We start from the raw sequence: 18,280 nt of genomic DNA on the forward strand, positions 1-18,280 counted from the left end.
TAAACGCTATGCTGGCGCGCATGACGCTCGAAAAAACCACCCGCCCCCTGACTTTTTTGCGGCGCGGCCAGCCCGTGACGGTGGGCAATGTACCACCCGACCGCACCCTGCTGCAGGTACTGCGCGAAGACCTTCATTGCACCGGCACCAAAGAAGGCTGCGGAGAAGGCGACTGCGGCGCCTGCACCGTGGTGATTGGGGAGGCGGTGGACGGGAAGCTCACGTACCAGGCGGTGAACAGCTGCATCAAGCTCGCGCACTCGGTGGATGGCATGGCGGTGTTCACAGTGGAAGATCTTTCCTCCGACTCTGGCGAACAACACCCATCACAGGAAGCGCTGGTGCAATGCCACGGTAGTCAGTGCGGTTTTTGCACGCCGGGCTTCGTCATGAGCCTGTTCGGCATGTACCAACGCTACATCGCCCCCACGCTCCCCACTGCGTGTGGTTCGCTGCCCCCCGAGGGGGCTCTCGCGCCTAGGGGCGGCCCGTCGGCGCTCGGCTCAGGCGGAAAAGGCATCACCCGTGAACAGGCCCAGGTCGACCTGTCCGGCAACCTGTGCCGCTGCACCGGCTACCGCCCCATTCTGGATGCGGCGCAGCAAATGGGCAGCCTGCCACTGCCGCCCGGCTGCGGGGTGGACGAAGCCGTCACGCTGGCAGCATTGAAATCCATTCGTCCCAAAGACCAGGCCGGTGATGCCTACCTGCGCCCCGCCACCCTGCGCGCCCTGCTGCAGGCACGCTCATCCCACCCCAAGGCCCAGATTGTGGCCGGTTGCACCGACGTGGGGCTTTGGGTCACCAAGATGCACAAGCGGTTCAGCCAAGTGCTGGACGTGACCGCCGCGCGCGAGCTGAGGCGCGTTGAGACGTACCCTCACCACTTCGCCATTGGCGCCGCCGTGAACCTCACCGACGCTTTCGCTGCACTGGTGAGCGAGTACCCGCCTCTGAAGACATTTGCCCAGCGCTTCGCCGGCCTGCCGGTGCGCAACGCCGGCACCCTGGGCGGCAATGTGGCCAACGGCTCGCCCATTGGCGACGCCATGCCGCTGCTGATTGCGCTGGGCGCGAATGTGGTGCTGATGCGCTGGGACAGGAAGCGGCAACAGATCGCACACCGGGAGCTGCGCCTGGAAGATCTGTACACCGGCTACCGGACGAATGTGATGAAGGCCGATGAATTGCTGTGCTGGATCAAGGTGCCACGTGCGGTACGGCCCTCACCCCAGTCCTCTCCCGCAAGCGGGAGAGGGGGTAAGACAGGCCGCCCCGCCAGTGAGGTGTCGTCAATCCCTCTCCCGCTTGCGGGAGAGGACTGGGGTGAGGGTCGCACCAAAGAAGGCCAGGCTTTCCTCCGCGTCTACAAAATCAGCAAACGCTTCGACGACGACATCTCCGCCGTCTGCCTGGCCATCCACATGTCGGTGGCAGGGGGCGTCGTGACCCAGGTTTCCATCGGCGCGGGCGGCGTGGCCGCCACCCCGGTGCGCGCCTGCCAGACCGAAGCCGCCCTGCTCGGCCAACCCTGGACGGCCGACACCGTGATGGCCGCGACCGCCACCCTGCGGGCAGAGTTCAAACCCATTTCCGACATGCGCGCCAGCGCCCACTACCGCCAGACCGTGCTGGGCAACCTGCTGCAGCGCTACTGGCTGGAGAGTCAGGGCATGCAGCACATCAACCTGGAAAGCCTGAACGCGGCAACGCTGGAAGCGATGGTATGAACGCACGAGACCAGAAGGCAGACGCCGACACGCCGATGGTGATTTCGTCCCGGGCAGATGCAGTGGCAGAACCCGATACCGCCCCCGCCTCTCCGACAAGCCCAGCGCGAGCAGAGCCCGCCGCCGGCGTCTCGCGCTTTCACGAAAGCGCCCGCGCCCAGGTGGCCGGCGCCGCCACCTACATCGACGACATTCCCGAAGTGCGCGGTACGCTGCACGCCGCACCCGTGTGCTCGCCCGTGGCCCATGGCGTGCTCAAAGGGATGGACGCCAGCGCGGCGCTGGCACTGCCCGGCGTGCGCGGCTTCGTGAGCGCGGTCGACATCCCGGGCGACACCCTGCTGGCCGCCTTTGCGCACGACGAGCCGGTGTTCGCACAAGACACGGTGCAGTTCCTGGGCCAGGTCGGCGGGCTCATTCTGGCGGACGACGTGATGACCGCGCGCCGCGCCGCGCGTCTGGTGAAGTGGGACATCGACGCACTGGAGCCGGTGCTCAGCGTGCACGAGGCTCACGCGCTGGAAAGCTATGTGTTGCCGCCGGTGCATGTGAAGCGCGGCGATGCGAAAGCTGCGCTCAATCGCGCGCCCCGCACGCTGGAGGGCACCTTTGAAGTGGGCGGCCAGGAACACTTCTACCTGGAAGGCCAGGTGGCCTACGTGCTGCCGCTGGAGCAGAAACAGTGGTGGGTGTACAGCAGCACACAGCACCCGGGCGAAGTGCAGCACTGGGTCTCGCATGCGCTGGGCTTGCACAACAACGCAGTGACGGTGGAATGCCGGCGCATGGGCGGTGGCTTCGGCGGCAAGGAAACACAGGCCGGCCATCTGGCTGTGTGGGCAGCCATTGCGGCCAACAAGCTCAAGTGCCCAGTGAAGCTGCGGTTGGACCGCGACGACGACTTCATGGTCACCGGCAAGCGCCACCCCTTTGCCTACCACTACCGCGCAGGCTTTGACGACACCGGTCTGCTCTGCGGGCTGGAACTGGAGATGCTCGCCAACTGCGGCTTCAGCGCCGATCTTTCCGGCCCCGTGGCCGACCGCGCCATCTTCCACGCCGACAACGCCTACTTCCTGGAAGACGTGGCGATCAGCTCCTACCGCTGCAAGACGAACACGCAAAGCCACACCGCGTTCCGTGGTTTTGGCGGGCCGCAGGGTGTGATCGTGATCGAACGCATCCTGAGTGACATCGCTCTCACGCTGGGCCTGGACCCGCTGGATGTGAGGCTGCGCAATCTGTACGGCATTGAAAGCCGCAACACCACCCACTACCAGATGAAGGTGGAGGACAACATCCTCGAACCCCTGATGACGCAACTGGCGCTCACCAGCGGTTACCGCGAACGCCGCGAGCAGATCGCCGCGTGGAACGCCCAAAGCCCCGTCATCAAAAAAGGCATTGCACTGACACCGGTGAAGTTCGGCATCAGCTTCACCGCCACACTGTTCAACCAGGCCGGCGCACTGGTGCACGTGTACACCGACGGCAGCGTGCAGGTGAACCACGGTGGCACCGAGATGGGCCAGGGGCTGAACACCAAGGTGGCGGCCATCGTGGCCGACGAGCTGGGTGTGCCCTTCGAGCGCGTGCTCAGCACCGCCGCTGACACCAGCAAGGTGCCCAACGCCAGCGCCACCGCCGCCAGCAGCGGAACCGACCTGAACGGCCGTGCGGCACAGTTCGCCGCGCGCAACGTGCGCGACAACCTGGCCGCGTTTGTGTCCGGACTGGACGGCTGCGGCGCGGGTGCGGTGAGGTTCGAAGGCGGCCAGGTCATCACACCCTCGACCACCCGCCAGTTCGAGGATGTCGTGAGCGCAGCCTACGCCAACCGCATCCAGCTCTGGAGCGACGGCTTCTACCGCACACCCAAGATCCACTACGACAAGACCACCCTCACTGGCCGGCCGTTCTACTATTTCGCCTACGGCGCGGCAGTCAGTGAGGTGGCCATCGACACCCTCACCGGCGAGAGTCGCGTGCTCAAGGTCGACATCCTCCACGACGTGGGCCGCAGCATCAACCCGGCCATCGACATCGGGCAAATTGAAGGTGGCTTCGTTCAGGGCATGGGCTGGCTCACCATCGAGCAACTGGTGTGGACCGACAAAGGCAAGCTGGCCACCCACGCCCCCAGCACCTACAAGATCCCCGCCACCGGCGACATTCCCGAGCATTTCAAGGTCGAACTCTGGCCCGAAGCCAACCGGGAAGACAACGTGCACGGCAGCAAGGCCGTGGGCGAGCCGCCGTTCATGCTGGCCATCAGTGTGTTCGAGGCGCTGCGCGACGCGGTGGCACAGGCTGGTGGAAAACCTGAAAGCATGAACGCACCGGGCACGGCGGAAGAGGTCTTGCGGGCTGTGTGTGGCTGAGGCTCCGCTGCAGTCGCCCGATCAGGCGACTGGAGGCGCTGCCTGTGGCCGGGCACCAGCGGCGAAGAAGCGGGCGATGTCATCGATGTCGCGCCCGTCGTGCCAGTCGGCCTGCGGTGCCAGCACGAGTCGGCCGAGCAGATAGCCCAGATTGACCGACAGGAACAGCCTGGCCAGCGTGTCGGGCGGACAAGCCGCCTGCACGCCTCCGTTGCGCTGCAGGCCCGCGAACAGGTCGACCAGCGGCTGCCACACGGCTGTGCGCCATTGCGCTTCGAAGTCGGCCCGCAGTTGTTCGTCGCGCAGCAGCTCCATCAACAGCAGCCGGGTCAACTCTGGCTGCCCCTCCAGCGCCGCGCGGCGGCTTTGCAGCAAGTGGGTGTGCCAGGCAACGAGATCGCCGGGATCGCGCTGAATCGCAGTGCGCAGGGCGGCGAGCGACACCGGGGCCAGGTGCGGCAGCACCGCCTCGGCGATCACTGCGCGCACCAGCCCCTCCTTGGAGCCAAAGTGTTTGAACAGCGTGCGCTCGGTGGTGGCGGCTGCGGCGGCAATCTCGCGGGTGGTGGTGTGTCCGACGCCCTGCCCTGCGAAGAGTCGCGCAGCGGCCCACAACAAATCGCGGTGCTTGCGCTCGCTGCGGGTGGACGGCGGGGCGGACGGGTCGGTGGACGAAGGGGTGGATTCGGGCTGGGACATGGCGGGCGTGGGATTGGTGGGAAAAGTATAGCGTTCGCTTGACTTTTTCAAAAACTTTTGTATAGTACTCGCTATACATTGATTGGAGCGACCATGCTGACTGCCACCGCCCTGCACTGGAATCAAACCCCTCACACCTACCCCGCGTCGCACCCGCAACCGCCCAAGCCCCTGGCACTGCCCTGGGCTCTGAAACCCATGGGCAGTGCCGATTTCGGCGTGGACACCCTGCCGGACGGCCGCACCCGGTACTGGATCCGCCACGACGTCGTCCATGGCGTGACACCTCGCATGCTGGCTTGGTGGTTCGCGAACCTGGAGGGCGATATCGAGATCGAGGGTCAGCGCTACAACCGCTACCGTGTGTGGCACCCCTACGACCATGTGCACGCCAGCTATGCCCAGCGCCTGCCCGACGGCAGCGTGGGCCCTGGCGCGGTGATCCGCCTGCGCGAATACATCGGCGCCAACCGGCGCTATCTGGTGAACATCCACACCCGCATCGAAAAGCTCGACGAAGAGGGCTACATCCACAATCCCATGGTGCACGGCATCGGTGGCCTGGCGCGCATGGAATACCGCTTCACGCGCGTGCCTGGCGGCACGCTGTACGAGAACTGCCTGATCTTTGGACACGCCTCGCCATGGTTTCGCGTCGCACGTCCATTGGTGGCGGCACTCGCGTTCCCGCAAGGCAAAGGTGAGGCCTGGCTGCGCCACAACATCGAAGAGGTCGGGGCGCTGGAGCATTTTCTGCCTGGGCTGTATCACGCGCACAACATGGCCTGAGCGGCCGTTCGGAACGTCGGACCAGGCGGCTGTGCCTGGCCCGAAGTGGAAACCAGTACCGCAAGCAAGCGCGGTGGGCATGGCGTGGCACCACGCCACATCCTCAAGGCTTGATCGCCACCTTCAGCACCCCATCGCGCTGGTTCGCGAACAGCTCGTACGCAGCCACGATGTCGTCGAGTTTGAACTGGTGCGTAACCATCAGGCCCAGGTCGATGCGGCCCGATGCCACCACGTTCATCAGTCGGCGCATGCGCTCCTTGCCGCCCGGGCACAGCGCGGTGACGATGCGGTGGTCGCCCAGTCCGGCGGCGAAGGCGCCCAGCGGAATGGTGAGGTCGCTCGAATACACGCCCAGGCTGGACAGGGTGCCGCCGGGTTTGAGCACCCGCAGCGCGGACTCGAATGTGGACTGCAATCCCAGCGCTTCGATGGACGAGTCCACGCCGCGCCCGCCGGTGATCTTCATGATCTCGTCCACCACGTCGCAGTGGTTGAAGTTGAGCGTGAGGTCGGCACCCATCTTCTTCGCGATGTCCAGGCGGTGGTCGTTGCCGTCCACCGCGATGATGGTGGAGGCGCCCAGCAGGCGCGCGCCCGCCGTGGCGCACAGGCCGATGGGGCCTTGTGCAAACACCACCACGGTGTCGCCGATGCGGATGCCGGCGTTCTCCGCGCCCTTGAAGCCGGTGGACATGATGTCGGGGCACATCAGCACCTGCTCGTCGGTCAGGCCGTCGGGGATGGGCGCGAGGTTGGCCTGCGCATCGGGCACCAGCACGTACTCGGCCTGGGTGCCGTCGATCAGGTTGCCGAAGCGCCAGCCCGCCGTGGCCTTGAAGCCGTGGCAACCGCACAGGCCCTGGGGAATCAGGTAGCTGCCGTCCTGCGAGGGCGCGCCGTCCTGCGCCGCGTACGAATTGAAGTTGGGGCAGATGGCGCCGGCGATCACGCGCTGGCCTTCGGTGTAGCCCATCACGGCGCTGCCCAGTTTTTCGATCACGCCCACCGGCTCATGGCCCACGGTCAGGCCCTGGGCCACCGGGTACTCGCCCTTGAGGATGTGCACGTCAGTGCCGCAGATGGTGGTGGTGGTGATGCGCATCAGGGCGTCGTTGGGCCCCACATCGGGGATGGGCTTGTCCACCACCTCGATGCGGTTTTTTTCGACAAAGACGGCTGCTTTCATCATGGTGGCCATGGGAACTCCTGAAGGGTGGGATGGCGGGGCGGGTGGTATCTGGCTGGCCTTGTGCAGGCCACCCGCTGCACCGCTGCTGCACGCCGAGCCCAGAAAACACCCAAAGGGGTAGCTTGGGCGGGATGGGCCCTGCCATCTGTGCGCCAGCGCCCGGACGGCCGCCCGGCGATGCGATTCAGTGCGCCCAGGCGGTGCTCGTGGCCTTACCCCGCGATGATGGTAAACATCCATCACGACGCAGGACGCGGGACGCAGCATCCACCCGACCATCGACATCGGTCAGGGCCAAGGGATGCTCTGCATAACCCGCGCCGTGCGCGGGGGTTATGCAGAGCATCCCAAGGAGGCATCCCTGCAAGGCATGGGCTGGCTCAACACCGAACAGCTGGTGTGGACGGAACAATATCCCGCTGAGGTGACCCAAGCGTCCGCCCCAAAAGTGGACCATTTTTCTTCGGACAGCCCGACAAAAAAATCACCATGCCTCCTACAAACACAAACCCACGCCCCCAACACATAAAAGATCCCGGCCATCAGCGACATCCCGGAACACTTCAAGGTGACCTCTGGCCCAAAACCAATCGCGACGACAACTTGCACGGCAGCAAGGCCGTGGGTGAGCCCCCATTCATGCTGTCCATCGGTTTGATTGGAGCGCTTCGGGATGCGGTGGCACAGGCGGGGGGAAGGTTGAAGACAGGAATGCGCCGGGAGCGGCGGAAGAGGTTTTGCGGGCTGTGGCTCGCTGAGAGACAAGTCCATCAGGACAGTCTGGGTTCGACCCGTTGCTGGCGATGGATCATTCACAAGCTTTTCCAACGGGAACGAATTTCGCATTGCGGCCTTTTTTGGCAATGATTTTCGTCACCAGCGGTGCAAACCGGTGAGGTGCATCTACAGAACGATTGCATCTTGGGCGCTGAAAAAGTTCGCTTCAAGTCTGCCGTGTTCAGCCGTCCGGTAAGTCGCTGGCCGCATCGTCATCCCTGAGGGCCAAGCCGCCCGATTGAGGGGACATCACGGAATCCACTATCCCGCAGTAGCGGTTTCCCGTTGCCGACTACCGTGGATTGCGCGATTTTCAGCGCCCCCGCCCGAATCTAGAGTCACACCGTAGCGTCCCACCGGGGCGGAAGGATCACACGGTGCACATTCAGATGAAGGGTATGCGAAAGCGCTTCGGTGGCACGCTGGCGGTGGATGGCGTTGACTTCGAGGCCCACCCAGGCAAGGTCAGCGCGCTGCTGGGTGAGAACGGCGCCGGCAAGAGCACCTTGATGAAACTGCTGTACGGCGTTCACAGGCCCGACGACGGTGAGATTGCGCTGGACGGGAGGCCCATGGTGCTTGGTTCGCCACGGGACGCGATGCGGCTGGGCATTGGCATGGTGTTCCAGCAGTTCAGCCTCATTCCTGCATTGACCGTGCGCGAAAACCTGGCGCTCGTGACACAACAGGCTCCATGGTGGATAGGGCGCGGCGCACGCCGGCTGCGTGTCCTGGAGCGGCACGTGCGAAGCATCGTACCGGAGGTGGATGTCGACAGCCGCGTGAGTGATTTGTCTGTGGGACAGAAGCAGCTCGTTGAGCTGGCCAAGGTACTGCTGCTGGACGCACGCTGCGTGATCCTGGACGAACCAAGCGCCGTGCTGGCGCCACCAGAGGCCCAACGCCTGTGGACGCTGGTGCGAGATCTTGCTGCACGCGGCCTCAGCGTGGTGCTGATCACACACAAGATCAAGGACGTGCAGGCCTGCGCAGACGAGGTATTCGTGATGCGGGGAGGCCGATTGGCTGGCCGTGGACGGGCTGCTGGACTGAGCGATTCGGCCGTGGTGGAAATGATGGTGGGCCAGGCGCCGCGCGCAGTGGAGAACAGCCAGCCGTTGCCGGTAGCTGCCTTGACGCGTCTGTGGCTCAAGGGAATCGATGCCGGTGGCGCCCGTGACATCGATCTGCAGGTTCGAGCCGGTGAGATCGTCGGGGTGGCTGGGGTATCCGGCAACGGCCAGACGGCGCTCGCCGAAGCGGTCGCCGGGGTGCTGCCGCTGGAGATGGGCGAGGTGATTCTGGATGGCGAGTTGATCCGTGCTCCGCGCATGCGACCGCGCATTGATCCCCGTCTGGGCTACATCCCCGAGCAGCCAATGGTCAACGCCGTGGCCCCTGAACTGCCTCTGGCGCTCAACCTGGTCTTGAAGCGCTTGACCGCTCTGCCTTTCCTGCCAGATACCGGTGCGCTGACGCGTCAGGCCACCGAGCTGCTGAAACGCTTCGATGTTCGCCCTGCCAACCCGCAGGCGCAGGCTCAATGGTTGTCTGGGGGCAACCTGCAGAAGCTGGTGGCCGCGCGTGAACTGTCAGAAACGCCTGCTGCGGTTGTGGCCTGCTACCCGACGATGGGGCTGGACGTTGCTGCTTCCGCACAAATCTACGAGGTGTTGTTCGGACTCGCGTGCCAGGGCAGCGCGGTACTGTGGTTCTCGGAAGACCTGGACGACCTGCTTCGGTACGCGCATCGCATTGTCGTCATGCTGGACGGGCGCATCGTTCAGGACGTCGACTCATCCGCTACCAACGTGATGCAGCTCGGTGCCTGGATGACAGGCACTGCACCTCCCGCTGTGTCAGAACTTGCCTCCGGTCGCGTGCCTGCGCTGGCGGAGCCAGCATGAACGCTCGCCTGACCGACCTGCGCCGCGCCGCACTAAGTGCTGGCCTGAGCATGACCGTCTTCTTGCTGTTGACGGCACTGTTCTTCGTTGTCATCGGGCGCGAACCGGTTGCCATGTTGCTGGCGATCGGCAAATCGGCTCTGGGAGACGGCTACGCCATCAGTGAGTCGCTCCTGCGCACCACGCCCATTTTGCTGTGCGCGCTGGCGACGATGGTCCCAGCCCGGCTCGGTCTCATCTCAGTGGGCGCCGAGGGGCAGCTTTACCTGGGTGCGTTGGTCGGCACCGGGGTGGTGCTGGCGTTTCCGGATGGCTCCATGCCAATGCTGTTACCGGGCGTGCTGTTGGCAGGTGCTGCTGGAGGGGCTCTGTGGTCGCTCTTGCCTGCCCTGTTGCGGACGGTCGCGCGGGTGAACGAAACGATCTCGACGCTGCTGTTGAACTACGTGGCTGCACTGCTGGTGACATGGCTGGTCTACGGCGCCTGGCGCGACCCGCAAAGTCAGGGCTGGCCCGCGTCGATGTCGTTTCCGGAAGCTGCGCGTCTGCCCAGCATGTGGGACAGCCGCGTGCACGCCGGATTGTTTCTGGCTTTGGCCGCTGCCGTGCTGTTGCACCTGTTGTTCACGCGCACCCGCTGGGGGATGACTCTGGACGTGCTGCGCAGCGGTCCTCGCGCGGGTCAGGCGGCGGGGCTCAACCTTTCCCATCAGATTCTGATCACGATGCTGGTGGGTGGCGCTCTGGCCGGTCTTGCCGGCATTGCCGAAACCGGGGCCGTACAGGGACGCCTGCAAGCAGATTTTTCCAATGGTGCCGGTCTCAGCGGCTTCCTGGTCGCTTGGCTGGCCCGCAATCACGCCCTGCGCGCGGTGGGGCTTGCCTTCGTCGTGGGGGCATTGCTCGCCGCTGGCGACGGGCTACAGATGAGCGCAGGTATCGCATCTTCCGCCACGCTGGTGGTGCAAGGCCTGTTGTTCGTGGCGGTGCTCGGGGTGGGCGGTTGGCGCACCCGCCATGGGGGCGCATATGTCGGGCGTTGACATCCTGTTTTCGGGTCTGCTGGTGTCTGCGATTCGCAGTGCCACACCGTTGCTGTTCGCTCTCCTGGGTGAGTGCATCACCCAGCGTGTGGGCAAGATCAACCTGGGTGTCGAAGGTCAGATGCTCGTGGGTGCCGTGGCAGGCTATGGTGCTTGCGTGGTGAGCGGCAACGCCTGGCTCGGCTTGCTTGCCGGGGCACTGGCTGGTGCGCTGTTGTCCTGCGTGTTTGCCTTGCTCACCGTGGCGGCGGAGGCGAACGCCTTTGCCAGCGGCCTGGCCGTCTGGATGCTGGGTGCTGGGCTGAGCGCCTACGCAGGCACGCGCCTAGTGGGTCAGCCCATCGAAGGTTTCACACCCCTGGCGGGCGGGCTGACGCCCACCATCCTGCTTGCACTGGCGCTGGTTCCGCTGATCGGGCTCTGGCTGTATCACACGCGCAGCGGCCTGCGTTGGCGCGCGGTTGGCGAATCGACCGCCAGTGCGCGCGCTGCCGGTATCGCAACATGGCCAGTCGTGGTCGGCGGCATCGTTGTCGGGGGCCTGTTGTCTGGTTTAGGGGGTGCTGCACTGTCGGTCGATTACACGCGCACCTGGGCCGAGGGCATGACCGACGGTCGAGGACTCGTCGCCGTGGGCCTGGTCATCGTAGCGCGCTGGAATCCATGGCTCACCTTGCCCGCAGCCCTGCTGTTCGGCCTCACCGAGGCCTTGTCGCTGAGGCTTCAGGCCGCCGATAGCGCCATCTCCGCGCACCTGCTGCACACGCTTCCCTACCTCGTGAGCCTGCTGGTGTTCGTCGTCACCTGCATACGCCTGCGCGCCCGACCTGGGCATGGCGGTGCACCCGCCGGCCTGCAGGCGGTCTTTGATCGCTGACCCAGTCCTTGTTCACCTTTCCCGCTCCCTGTTTCCCGTCAACCACTGTTCAAAGGAGAACGTTATGACACTCACCCGCACCTTGGCAGCCATCTCACTGTCTGCCTGCGCCACGCTAGCGAGCACGGCCATCCATGCGACGACGATCGGCTACATCTACGTCGGACCTGAAAAGGACCATGGCTACAACGCCTCCATGGACATGGGGCGACAGTACGTCGAGCAAAAACTGCCTGGCACGAAGACGCTGCACGTCGAAAACATCCCCGAGACGGCCGAGGTCGAGAAGGTGATGGAACGGATGATCCGCTCTGGCGCCAGCATCATATTTGCCACCAGCTACGGTTACCTCGACTACGCCATTGGGCTGGGCAAGAAGTATCCGAAGGTGTCTTTTCTACACGCTGGTGGCCTCAAGCTCGGTGACAACGTGGGGACCTACTGGGCCAACTCCGATGACGCCATGTACCTGGCCGGCATGGCGGCCGGCGCAGTGACCAAGACCGGCAAGCTCGGCTTCATAGCAGCTTTTCCGATTCCGCAGGTCATTCGCTCAGCCAACGCGTTCACGTTGGGCGCTCAGGCCATGAACCCCAATGTGACGACGACCGTGGTCTGGACCGGTGGCTGGCTGCTGCCAGCCAAAGAGGCCGAGGCCGCCAACTCGCTGCTCGATGCGGGTGTGGATGTCATTGGTGGTCAGGTCGACAGCCCCATCACCTATGCACAGACCGCCGAGAAGCGCGGCGCATACGCCGTCGGCAAGGATGTTGACGTTTCGAGTCTGGCCCCTAAGGCGGTGCTCACAGGCGCCTCTTGGAACTGGGGCCCGACCATGCTCAAGCTGACGCAGGAAATCCAGGCCGGGACCTGGAAGCCCAGCCATGTGCGGGGTGGTCTGGCAGACGGTACCGTGCGGCTGGACCCTTTCGGCCCAGCGGTACCTGAGTCGGTGCGCAAGACCATCATGGACAAGAAGGCCGACATTCTGGCCAACCGCTTCCAGGTCTGGTCCGGCCCGCTCGCAGCGCAGGACGGCCGGTCGTTGCTGCCAGCAGGCCAGCCCATGCCCATGGAGCAATTGGAGAGCATGAACTTCTTCGTACGCGGTGTGATCGGCACGATTCAGTAAGGGGCGCAACATGACACCCATGGGATCGCATATCGCCAACCGATGGCGAGTGGATGAAACAACGGTGGATCTTTCACGAGCCGAGTCGCGGCCTGTGAGGCCCATGAAGGTGGACGCTGAACCCCAGTCCGTCGTGGTGGACGCGAACCGGTGTGCACTGGTGGTCGTCGATATGCAGAACGATTTCTGCAGCAAGGGCGGCTACCTGGACTACCGAGGTATCGACATCACACCGGATCGTGCACCGATTGCGCCGTTGCAGGCCCTGGTGCCTGCCATGCGCGCACAAGGTGTGCCTGTCGTCTGGCTGAACTGGGGCGTTCGCAAAGACCTGCTCAATATTCCACCTTCTCTGCTGCATGCACACACACACGACGGCAATGGTGCCGGTCTGGGCGAAAAGATTCCGGGCGGCGCCGAGATCCTGCTGAAAGGATCGTGGGGAGCACGTATCGTCGACGAACTGGACCCGGGGGACCAGGATATCCACGTGACCAAGCACCGCTTCAGTGGTTTTTGGGACACCGAGCTGGACAGCATCCTGCGCAACATCGGCGTTCGCACACTGTTCTTTGCCGGCGTCAACGCAGACCAGTGCGTGATGACAACGCTGGAAGATGCCAGCTTTCTTGGCTACGACGTGCTGATGCTGCGCGACTGCGTGGCTACCACGTCTCCTGACTACTGCATGCAGGCGACCGAGTACAACGTCAAGTTGCTGTACGGCTTCATGACAGAGTCGAATGCCCTGATGACAGGGCTGGAGACAGCATGACCAGCCGCATTGAACATCGTCTGAGCGAAATGGGCCTCACCCTGCCCACACCGCCAACGCCGATCGCAAACTTCGTACCGTTTCAGCGCCACGGTCAGGTGATTTACCTGGCTGGGCAGGTCAACGAGTGGAACGGCACGGTCCCTTTTGTCGGCAAGCTTGGCCGCGAATTCGACATTGCTGCCGGGCAGGAGGCGGCGCGGTTGTGCGCTTTGAATCTGCTGGCCTGCTTGCGGATGGCCTGCGGCGGTGACCTCAACAAGGTGCAGCGTTGCCTCAGCGTCCGCGGCTTCGTCAACTGTGACCCCGAGTTTGAATTCGTACCGACCGTCATCAATGGCGCCTCAGACCTGTTCGTCGCTGTGCTGGGAGCAGCCGGTCTACACGCCCGGACGGCAGTGGGGGTGGCCAGTTTGCCGAGGCGTGCCGCAGTGGAGGTGGATGCCGTGTTTGAGATCGTTTGAGCCTGTCAACGCACCTGACTCGGCACGATACTTGCAGAAGTGTGCGGACTCATGAACGCGCGATGAAGATGAACCTGCTGCCTGGATGGCGCCACGCCTGGGCGACCCGCGACGAAGCGGGTCCTGCTTGGCCGCGCCTGCTGGCGGAGTGCCTGTTGTTTGGGATGGTGTATGGCGTTGCCGCGAGGGTAGGCCTTGCCTACTCTTCACTCGCACCGAACGTCACGTTGCTGTGGCCACCCACCGGCATCAGTCTGTTCGTGGTGCTTCGCTGGGGGCCTCGCCTGTTGCCTGGCATCTTCATAGGCGATTTGATCGCCAACGCCGGAACCGGTATTTCTGTGTGGGTCATGCTGGGTATCGGTGCGGGCAATGTGCTGCAGACCTTTTTCTGTGCCTGGGCACTGAAGCGCTCTGGATTCCAGGAGGCGTTGCAACGCGTGCGAGACGTCGTGGCGCTGCTGACGCTGGGTACGATCGGTGCGGCCATGAGCGCGACGATCGGACCTGGTGCGCTGGCGCTGGCTGGCAGCATCCCTGCCAGTGAATACGGTCCAGTGTGGCTGCAGTGGCTGATGGGCGATGCAACCGGCGTCATCGTTCTGGCCCCCCTGCTTCTGGCCTGGTGGCGCACGGATGCGCGCGCTCCGGAGCCTGGTCGCTTGTGGGAAGGCGTGCTGCTGCTGCTATTGCTGGGTGTGCTGTGCGAAACCATTTTCGGTCAGCACTTTCGAGCTGCGGTGCCGCTGGCACCTGGCTACTACCCGGCCGCCATGGCGCTGTTTCCGCTGGCCGTGTGGGCTGCCCTGCGTTTCGGCCTGCGCGGCGCCACGCTGTTCACGCTCCTGGTGTCGGTCGCGGCCGTATGGGGTACTTTGAACGGGCATGGTCCCTTTGTCGACGGAACACAGACCAGCAGTCTGCTGCGCTGGTGGCTGTTCGCCAACGTCATCACCGTGACCAGCCTGCTGCTCGCCGCTTCACAGAGCGAGCGTGATCAGGCTCGTGTTGAAGCCATTCGTGACCGCGACTTCACGAGCGCCATACTGGACGCAGAAGGTGCACTTGTCTTGGTGCTGGACGGCGACTGGCGTATTCAACGCACCAACCGGGCTTTCGAGGCATTGACCGGATTTGGCCCAGATGAATTGGCGGGCCTGCGCTTTGAGCATGCACTGGTACCGTCGGCACAGCACTACAAATTTGGCGCACACGCTGACCTGTTGCGCATGAATCTCAGCGATACCGGCCGCCTGGATCTCCCACTGCGCCGCCGCAAGGGTCCGCCAGTGACAGTTTCGTGGACCACATCGGTGTTGCGCGACAATGCTGGCCGCATTGAACATGCCATCGTCTCAGGTGTAGACGTCAGCGCCCGGGTGGATGCCGCCGAGGCCCTGCGCCACGCGCGCCGCCAGTTGCAGGCGCACGTGAATGAGCGCACCAGCGCCCTGGCCCAAGCCAACGCTGACTTGAAGGTGGAGATGGCCGAACGGCAAAGGCTGGAGCGCGAGATCATCCAGGTCAGCGAACGCGAACAGCAACGCTTTGGGCAAGAGTTGCACGACGGTCTCGGGCAGCACCTGACCGCCGCTGCGGTGCAGGTCGAATTGCTGGCGCGCGATGCAGAAGCGGCTGGCGCGCACGGTGTCTGGCAGGATGCCCTGCGAATCGAGGCCATGCTGAGCGATGCCGTCTCGCAGACCCGGCGGTTGGCGCGTGGCTTGTTCCCGGTCGAGATTGAAGTCAATGGACTGATGGCAGCGCTACAGGACCTCACCGAACACACGCAGCGCAGCCTGCGCCGGCCCTGTGTGCTGGACTGCCCTGCCGATGTCGCGTTGACTGACCACCAGATGGCGATTCACATCTATCGAATCGCACAAGAGTCGGTGAACAATGCGATCAAGCACGCGCCAGGGGCCACCATTCGCATCCTGCTGCGCCAGACGCGCACGCAACTTGAAATGGACATCAGCAACGAACTGCCATCACAGGTTCTGATTCCTGGAGGAAGCGCCGGCATCGGTCTGCGCATCATGCAGCACAGGGCGCAGCTGATCCATGCAGATCTTGAAGTCGGCCGCGTTGGTACGCGTTGGCGCGTCGCCGTGTTGTGCAAGGATCTGGGCCATCGATCGCACGAGGACCTCCATGCTTGACCATTCGCCTGACGCGCCTGCTGTCTCGAAGGTGCTGATCGTTGACGACCATCCGATCCTGCGTCATGGCATTGCGCAGATGATCGAGCGAGAACCCGACCTTGATCCTTGCGCGGAAGCGGGCAGTGTTGACGAGGCGCTGGAGGTTCTCGCACGCCAGCAGGTGGACCTGATCGTGGTGGATCTGTCACTGGCGGAGCAGTCGGGTATGGATTTGATTCGCTCTGTGCGAACCCACTACCCCCAGGTGAAATGCCTGGTTTTGACCATGCACGATGAGAAGCTGCATGCCGAGCGTGCGCTGCGGGCAGGTGCGCGCGGCTACCTGATGAAGCACGAGACCACGAAGAAGATTGTGATCGCCCTGCGCTGCCTCCGCGATGGCCGAATCTTTCTGAGTGACGCCATCGCCAGCGACCTGCTGGAGCGAATGGCGGGCGCTTCCTCCACGGCGCCCGCTTCGCCCATGGCCGCACTGAGCGATCGCGAGCTGGAGGTTCTGCGCCTGATCGGCCGTGGCCTCAAGACGGGCGATATCGCGCGTACGCTGCACCGCAGCGTCCACACCGTGGAGGCACATCGTGCCAGCATCAAGCGCAAGCTCGGACTTCGCACCGCGCAGGAACTGGCGCATGCGGCATTCAGCGCCATGCCGCAATAGTTTCTGTCAGGCTGGTCTGCTGGACCGCTCTTTGACGGTACCTGTTCAGTAACCGACAGCCTGTCCGTCACGGCGCGAATCGCTGGCGCCCACATGGCCGTCTTCGAGGTCGTCGCTGAGCCGCCAGATGAACTGGCCGCTGCCGAAGTCCATGTAGGTGTCGGCCGAGGGGTTGAACTGGTGGCCCAGGGCCTTGAGCCCGTTGACCAGGTCGCGCGACATGGTGGACTCGAAATCCACACTCAGGCCGTTGCCCACCTTCCAGCGCGGTGCATCGCAGGCTGCCTGCGGCTGCTGCTTGTGCACCAGCATGCGCACCAGCGTTTGCAGGTGGCCCTGCGGCTGCATGTTGCCACCCATGACGCCGAAGCTCATCTGCGGCTTGCCGTCCTTGGAGAGGAAGCCGGGAATGATGGTGTGAAACGGCCGCTTGCCCGGCGCCACCTGGTTCGGGTGGCCCTCCTTGAGGGTGAAACCATGACCGCGGTTCTGCAGACTCACGCCTGTGCCCGGTACCACCACGCCGCTGCCAAAGCCCATGTAGTTGGACTGGATGAGGCTGATCATGCAGCCGCTCTCGTCGGCCGCCGTGAGGTAGACCGTGCCACCCCTGGGCGGTGTACCGTGCTCAAAAACGCTGGCGCGGTCGGGGCGGATCAGCTTGGCGCGCTCGGTCAGGTAGCCATCGCTCAGCAGGTCGGCCGCCGTCACTTCGGTCATGTAGCGTTCGTCGGCCACCCAGCGGTAGGTGTCGGCAAAGGCGAGTTTGATGGCTTCGATCTGCAGGTGCTGCGACGCCACGCTGTCCACCGGCATGCTGCCCAGGTCCATCTTGTCCAGCATGCCCATGGCCATGAGCGCCGCAATGCCCTGGCCGTTGGGTGGAATTTCGTGCACGGTGTGGCCGGCAAAGTTCTTTTCGATGGGCTTGACCCACTCGGGTGCGTAGCCCGCCAGGTCGGCCATCGCCATGCTGCCGCCGTTGGCTGCGGCGTGGGCCACCAGCTTCTCGGCAATCTCGCCCTTGTAGAAGGCTTCACCCTTGGTTTCTGCAATCTTGCGCAGCGTGGCGCCGGCCTCCGAAAACACGAAACGCTCGCCGGCCGTGGGCGGGCGTCCGCGCGGCAGGAACGCCTCCGCGTAACCCGGCTGGTTTTTCAGGGCCGGCACCTGGCGTGCCCATTTGTCGGCCACGATCACGCCCACGCCGTGGCCGCGCTCGGCCAGCTCGATGGCGGGCTCCATGAGGTCGGCAAACGGCAGCTTGCCGAAGCGCTGCGAGAGCGCCACCCAGCCGGCCACCGCGCCCGGAGTGCTCACGGTGTCCCAGCCGCGCTGCGGCATGGCATCGCCGTATTTCTTGCGGAAGTACTCGGGCGTCCAGGCCGCGGGGGCGCCACCCGAAGAATTCAGACCATGCAGCTGCTGGCCGTCCCAAAGGATGGCGAAGTTGTCGCTGCCGATGCCGTTGGAAATGGGCTCCACGATGGTCAGCGCGGCGGCAGCGGCAACGATGGCATCCACCGCGTTGCCGCCCTTGAGCAGCATGCGCAGGCCCGCCTGCGAGGCCAGCGGGTGGGAGGTGGCCACCACGTTGCGCGCCATCACGGGGCTGCGCAGTGTGGGGTAGGGGTTGGTCCATTGGAACGACATGAGGTCTCCTTTTCTTGTCGGGGATGAAAAGCGGGTGC

14 protein-coding genes are annotated in these 18,280 nt (G+C 64.4%); 11 read left to right on the forward strand and 3 right to left on the reverse strand.

The features are described 5' to 3' along the window. Positions 1–20 precede the first annotated feature (20 nt). Both Q7V46_RS00795 and xdhB read left to right on the forward strand, forming a co-directional pair. Entirely contained in the window at positions 21–1,730 is a 1,710-nt protein-coding gene (locus Q7V46_RS00795) for a xanthine dehydrogenase small subunit (RefSeq protein WP_304911592.1), read from the forward strand. Then, positions 1,727–4,111, forward strand: a complete 2,385-nt coding sequence (gene xdhB, locus Q7V46_RS00800; protein WP_304911593.1) for a xanthine dehydrogenase molybdopterin binding subunit — start codon at positions 1,727–1,729, stop codon at positions 4,109–4,111. The genes Q7V46_RS00795 and xdhB overlap by 4 nt, the downstream gene beginning before the upstream one ends. Positions 4,112–4,132: 21 nt before the next feature. On the opposite strand, the gene Q7V46_RS00805 is transcribed toward xdhB, so the two are convergent. Further along, complete coding sequence (locus Q7V46_RS00805) at positions 4,133–4,810, reverse strand: TetR/AcrR family transcriptional regulator (RefSeq protein WP_304911594.1); 678 nt, start codon at positions 4,808–4,810, stop codon at positions 4,133–4,135. Positions 4,811–4,903: 93 nt separating this feature from the next. On the opposite strand from Q7V46_RS00805, the gene Q7V46_RS00810 reads away from it, so the two are divergent. Beyond that, positions 4,904–5,599: a DAPG hydrolase family protein gene (locus Q7V46_RS00810; protein ID WP_304911595.1), complete on the forward strand. Its 696-nt coding sequence runs from the start codon at positions 4,904–4,906 to the stop codon at positions 5,597–5,599. A 103-nt stretch (positions 5,600–5,702) separates the two neighbouring features. On the opposite strand, the gene Q7V46_RS00815 is transcribed toward Q7V46_RS00810, so the two are convergent. Next, a complete protein-coding gene (locus tag Q7V46_RS00815; RefSeq protein WP_304911596.1) occupies positions 5,703–6,800 on the reverse strand; it encodes an NAD(P)-dependent alcohol dehydrogenase in 1,098 nt (365 codons plus the stop codon). 1,157 nt (positions 6,801–7,957) lie between these two features. Between Q7V46_RS00815 and Q7V46_RS00825 the strand changes: the two genes are divergently transcribed. From Q7V46_RS00825 to Q7V46_RS00860, 8 genes are all read left to right on the forward strand, one after another. After that, the gene (locus Q7V46_RS00825; protein WP_304911597.1) at positions 7,958–9,475 is read left to right on the forward strand and encodes an ABC transporter ATP-binding protein; all 1,518 of its coding nucleotides are present in this window, start codon (positions 7,958–7,960) and stop codon (positions 9,473–9,475) included. Then, positions 9,472–10,518: an ABC transporter permease gene (locus tag Q7V46_RS00830; protein ID WP_304911598.1), complete on the forward strand. Its 1,047-nt coding sequence runs from the start codon at positions 9,472–9,474 to the stop codon at positions 10,516–10,518. Before Q7V46_RS00825 ends, Q7V46_RS00830 begins: the two co-directional genes overlap by 4 nt. After that, positions 10,505–11,395, forward strand: coding sequence for an ABC transporter permease (locus Q7V46_RS00835; RefSeq protein ID WP_304911599.1), 891 nt, complete (start codon positions 10,505–10,507; stop codon positions 11,393–11,395). The genes Q7V46_RS00830 and Q7V46_RS00835 overlap by 14 nt, the downstream gene beginning before the upstream one ends. Positions 11,396–11,459: 64 nt before the next feature. Then, the gene (locus Q7V46_RS00840) at positions 11,460–12,527 is read left to right on the forward strand and encodes a BMP family ABC transporter substrate-binding protein (protein ID WP_304911600.1); all 1,068 of its coding nucleotides are present in this window, start codon (positions 11,460–11,462) and stop codon (positions 12,525–12,527) included. 10 nt (positions 12,528–12,537) lie between these two features. Then, the gene (locus tag Q7V46_RS00845; protein ID WP_304911601.1) at positions 12,538–13,302 is read left to right on the forward strand and encodes a cysteine hydrolase family protein; all 765 of its coding nucleotides are present in this window, start codon (positions 12,538–12,540) and stop codon (positions 13,300–13,302) included. Continuing rightward, a complete protein-coding gene (locus tag Q7V46_RS00850) occupies positions 13,299–13,766 on the forward strand; it encodes a RidA family protein (protein ID WP_304911602.1) in 468 nt (155 codons plus the stop codon). Before Q7V46_RS00845 ends, Q7V46_RS00850 begins: the two co-directional genes overlap by 4 nt. 62 nt (positions 13,767–13,828) lie before the next feature. Beyond that, positions 13,829–15,928 (forward strand): MASE1 domain-containing protein, encoded by a 2,100-nt coding sequence (locus tag Q7V46_RS00855; protein WP_304911603.1) that lies wholly within the window; start codon positions 13,829–13,831, stop codon positions 15,926–15,928. After that, positions 15,921–16,589 (forward strand): response regulator transcription factor, encoded by a 669-nt coding sequence (locus tag Q7V46_RS00860; protein WP_304911604.1) that lies wholly within the window; start codon positions 15,921–15,923, stop codon positions 16,587–16,589. The genes Q7V46_RS00855 and Q7V46_RS00860 overlap by 8 nt, the downstream gene beginning before the upstream one ends. 45 nt (positions 16,590–16,634) lie before the next feature. On the opposite strand, the gene Q7V46_RS00865 is transcribed toward Q7V46_RS00860, so the two are convergent. Beyond that, a complete protein-coding gene (locus Q7V46_RS00865) occupies positions 16,635–18,242 on the reverse strand; it encodes a gamma-glutamyltransferase family protein (RefSeq protein ID WP_304911605.1) in 1,608 nt (535 codons plus the stop codon). Positions 18,243–18,280: the final 38 nt, after the last annotated feature.

Source organism: Hydrogenophaga sp. (genome assembly GCF_030651625.1).
GTDB lineage: Bacteria > Pseudomonadota > Gammaproteobacteria > Burkholderiales > Burkholderiaceae_C > Hydrogenophaga.

Coding starts and splice junctions, on each gene's coding strand:
- Q7V46_RS00845 (WP_304911601.1), top strand. CDS start 12,538: ATGACACCCATGGGATCGCATATCGCCAACCGATGGCGAGTGGATGAA.
- Q7V46_RS00865 (WP_304911605.1), bottom strand. CDS start 18,242: ATGTCGTTCCAATGGACCAACCCCTACCCCACACTGCGCAGCCCCGTG.
- Q7V46_RS00855 (WP_304911603.1), top strand. CDS start 13,829: ATGAAGATGAACCTGCTGCCTGGATGGCGCCACGCCTGGGCGACCCGC.
- Q7V46_RS00795 (WP_304911592.1), top strand. CDS start 21: ATGACGCTCGAAAAAACCACCCGCCCCCTGACTTTTTTGCGGCGCGGC.
- Q7V46_RS00830 (WP_304911598.1), top strand. CDS start 9,472: ATGAACGCTCGCCTGACCGACCTGCGCCGCGCCGCACTAAGTGCTGGC.
- xdhB (WP_304911593.1), top strand. CDS start 1,727: ATGAACGCACGAGACCAGAAGGCAGACGCCGACACGCCGATGGTGATT.
- Q7V46_RS00805 (WP_304911594.1), bottom strand. CDS start 4,810: ATGTCCCAGCCCGAATCCACCCCTTCGTCCACCGACCCGTCCGCCCCG.
- Q7V46_RS00840 (WP_304911600.1), top strand. CDS start 11,460: ATGACACTCACCCGCACCTTGGCAGCCATCTCACTGTCTGCCTGCGCC.
- Q7V46_RS00815 (WP_304911596.1), bottom strand. CDS start 6,800: ATGGCCACCATGATGAAAGCAGCCGTCTTTGTCGAAAAAAACCGCATC.
- Q7V46_RS00850 (WP_304911602.1), top strand. CDS start 13,299: ATGACCAGCCGCATTGAACATCGTCTGAGCGAAATGGGCCTCACCCTG.
- Q7V46_RS00810 (WP_304911595.1), top strand. CDS start 4,904: ATGCTGACTGCCACCGCCCTGCACTGGAATCAAACCCCTCACACCTAC.
- Q7V46_RS00860 (WP_304911604.1), top strand. CDS start 15,921: ATGCTTGACCATTCGCCTGACGCGCCTGCTGTCTCGAAGGTGCTGATC.
- Q7V46_RS00835 (WP_304911599.1), top strand. CDS start 10,505: ATGTCGGGCGTTGACATCCTGTTTTCGGGTCTGCTGGTGTCTGCGATT.
- Q7V46_RS00825 (WP_304911597.1), top strand. CDS start 7,958: ATGAAGGGTATGCGAAAGCGCTTCGGTGGCACGCTGGCGGTGGATGGC.